General features: G+C 66.2%; 4 protein-coding genes and 1 pseudogene. All 5 read left to right on the top strand.

Going from position 1 to position 3,076, the window contains the following annotated elements; genetic code table 11:
- Positions 1-25 precede the first annotated feature (25 nt).
- The gene (locus BRAO375_RS33870) at positions 26-262 is read left to right on the top strand and encodes a hypothetical protein (RefSeq protein ID WP_035643513.1); all 237 of its coding nucleotides are present in this window, start codon (positions 26-28) and stop codon (positions 260-262) included.
- A gap of 205 nt (positions 263-467) precedes the next feature.
- The gene (gene fba, locus BRAO375_RS33865; protein WP_009031927.1) at positions 468-1,535 is read left to right on the top strand and encodes a class II fructose-bisphosphate aldolase; all 1,068 of its coding nucleotides are present in this window, start codon (positions 468-470) and stop codon (positions 1,533-1,535) included.
- Positions 1,536-1,975: 440 nt separating this feature from the next.
- Complete coding sequence (locus tag BRAO375_RS33860) at positions 1,976-2,197, top strand: hypothetical protein (RefSeq protein ID WP_009031926.1); 222 nt, start codon at positions 1,976-1,978, stop codon at positions 2,195-2,197.
- Between the two features lies 1 nt (position 2,198).
- A complete protein-coding gene (locus BRAO375_RS33855) occupies positions 2,199-2,876 on the top strand; it encodes a thiamine phosphate synthase (RefSeq protein ID WP_009031925.1) in 678 nt (225 codons plus the stop codon).
- 7 nt (positions 2,877-2,883) lie between these two features.
- Positions 2,884-3,076: pseudogene (locus tag BRAO375_RS33850) on the top strand (HcpA family protein); the annotation flags it as partial.

The raw sequence follows: 3,076 nt of genomic DNA, 5'->3' as shown, positions 1-3,076 counted from the left end.
GACCCCGACAGACGCTGTCCACCAGATCCTGATCAAGATCCAGGAGAGCATCGTTGCGCTCCGAGCGGAGTTTCGATCGGAGCTCGGCTCGTTCAGAGAATCGACAGAAAAGCGGCTCGACGCCCTGGAGACTTTAATCCGCAAACAGCGCCGCGATTCCGCTGGCATGCTGGTGATGATGCGCGCCGCGGCGAGTGATTTCGACGAGCGGGTCAGCGCGGTCGAAGAGCGCATGGCGGCTCTCGAAGCCAGGAAGAGCTGAACTGCCAAGACCAGCGCTCGCCCCCATGGCGTTGTCAGCCGACAGAATACGCTCTCGCTGCTAACCTAAACAACGCCCAAGCACTTGCTTGTCCCGGCTGCGTCGCCGCCACCCTTGGATTCCGTTCACCACCGCGTTATGCACGGTGCAGCGATTTCGAGGCGTGCGTCAGCACGGTCCAATTCTTCATCAGGGAGTTCCAGCCATGGCTCGTATTACGTTGCGTCAATTGCTCGATCACGCGGCGGAGCACGATTACGGCGTCCCGGCCTTCAACATCAACAACATGGAACAGGCGCTGGCCATCATGGAAGCGGCCAGCTCGACGGAGTCGCCGGTCATCATCCAGGCCTCGCGCGGCGCGCGCGCCTATGCCAACGACGTCATGCTCAAGCACATGATGGACGCGCTGACCGAGATCTATCCGCAGATCCCGATCTGCGTGCATCTCGACCATGGCAACGAGCCGGCGACCTGCATGACCGCGATCCAGTCCGGCTTCACCTCGGTGATGATGGACGGCTCGCTCAAGGCCGACGGCAAGACCCCCGGCGACTGGGAGTACAATGTCGGCGTCACCAAGACGGTGACCACCATGGCGCATCTCGGCGGCATCTCGGTCGAGGGCGAGCTCGGTGTGCTCGGCTCGCTCGAGACCGGCATGGGCGACAAGGAGGACGGCCACGGCGCCGAGGGCAAGCTGTCGCACGACCAGTTGCTGACCAATCCCGACGAGGCCGTGAAGTTCGTCCAGGAGACCAAGGTCGATGCGCTCGCGATCGCGATGGGCACCTCGCACGGCGCCTACAAGTTCACGCGCAAGCCGGACGGCGACATCCTCGCGATGAACGTGATCGAGGAGATCCACCGCAAGCTGCCGAACACGCATCTCGTGATGCACGGCTCGTCGTCGGTGCCGCAGGACCTGCAGGAGATCATCAACTCGTTCGGCGGCAAGATGAAGCCGACCTGGGGCGTGCCGGTCGCGGAGATCCAGCGCGGTATCAAGAACGGTGTCCGCAAGATCAACATCGACACCGACAACCGCATGGCGATGACCGGCCAGATCCGCAAGGTGCTGTCGCAGCATCCGGAGGAGTTCGATCCGCGCAAGTATCTGAAGCCGGCGATGGAAGCGATGACCAAGCTCTGCAAGCAGCGCTTCGAGGAGTTCAACACCGCCGGCCAGGCCGGCAAGATCAAGCGCGTGCTGACCACCGCCGAGATGGCCAAGCGCTACGCCAAGGGCGAGCTCGATCCGAAGGTGGCGTGAGCCGGCCTGCAACAAGCTTGCTGGAGCTCAGTGACCGCCAAGGCGGCGGTAAACTCCCCTCCCCCTTGCGGGGAGGGGTCGGGGGTGGGGGTCTCCGAGTCGGACCATTCATGATGAGCACGCTTCCGCCTGCATGCGATATTGCCCTGACGCCGCGTACAGGCGTGGACGAGCCACGTCGCGCACTCCGTCAATGAGGCGATGGACGAGCCCGGGCGCACATCATCGAGTTCAGCGCCTGCGGACCCCTACCCCCAACCTCTCCCCGAAAGGGGGAGGGGAGCCGATCGCCGCGGACGTGAGACATCGCTCGGACGACATTCAGGAACGCCCCGTTCACCTCTGTGAGAGCCTGCCTCGGCTGCGGCCAATGTTTGCTCGGCATCGGCCCGAGAACCGTCTAGTTTGACGGGCAGGGCAGGTGCCGTCTGGAGCAGATGATGGACATCTTCGCACTGAACCCCGTCACCCCTGCGACGGCGGCACGCGGCACGACCATTCGTGCCGCCCGAACGGCAGGGCCCGGCAGACTTGCGGATCACCGCACCACGGTTTACCCGCAGAGCGTACGCTCCGCCCCCGGGCGTGCCGTGGCTCACCACATCGACAATGACAGGATTCCCCGCTACCTGATGGCGCGGCGCGACAAGAAGGCGGCATAATTTGTCCGGCAAGACCTCTCCCGCGCGGCCGGCGCCGCGCCTCTATCTGGCGACGCCGGTCGTGACCGACGCGGCGGCGCTCGCCGCCAGCCTGCCCGCGATCCTCGCCAGCGCCGACGTCGCGGCGGTGCTGGTGCGGCTGAAGGAGAGCGATCCGCGCAGCATGATCACGGCCGTCAAGACGATGGCGCCGGCGATCCAGAGCACCGGCGCGGCGCTGCTGATCGACGGCCATGCCGACATCGTCGCCCGCGCCGGAGCGGATGGTGCGCATCTGACCGGCATTGCCGCGCTGGAAGAGGCGATGCCAGGCTTGAAGCCGGACCGCATCGCGGGCTGCGGCGGGCTCTCGACGCGGCACGATTCGATGCGCGCTGGGGAACTCGGCGCCGACTATGTGCTGTTCGGCGAGCGCGACGCGCAGGGCCGGCGGCCCTCGCCAGATGCCGTCAATGAGCGCCTGGCCTGGTGGGCCGAGCTGTTCGAGCCACCCTGCGTCGGCTATGCGATCTCGTTGAAGGAAGCGGCCGACTTCGTTGCCGCGGGGGCGGATTTCGTGCTGGTCGACGATCTCGTCTGGAATGATCCGCGCGGACCGGCGGCAGCGCTGGCCGAGATCGGCGCGACGATCCGGCAGGCGCATGCGACCGCTCCGGCGGCCCTCGCCGGACAGAGCTGAACGGCCCATGACGATGCTGCGCCTGACAGGCCTGGTTGCTGTGCTCCTTGTCATGGGAGTGGGCGCGCACGCGCAGATGTCATTGACGCCGCCGAGCGTGCAGCAGCCGCCGGCGGAGAAACCGAAGCCGGCCGAAAAGGCTGCCGAGAAGCCGAAGCCGCCCGCCCCCGCCGCGGCGGCGAAGAAGCCGGCGCCTACCC

It is taken from the genome of Bradyrhizobium sp. ORS 375 (assembly GCF_000239775.1).
Lineage (GTDB): Bacteria > Pseudomonadota > Alphaproteobacteria > Rhizobiales > Xanthobacteraceae > Bradyrhizobium.
This window is presented reverse-complemented; position numbering and strand designations above follow the sequence as displayed.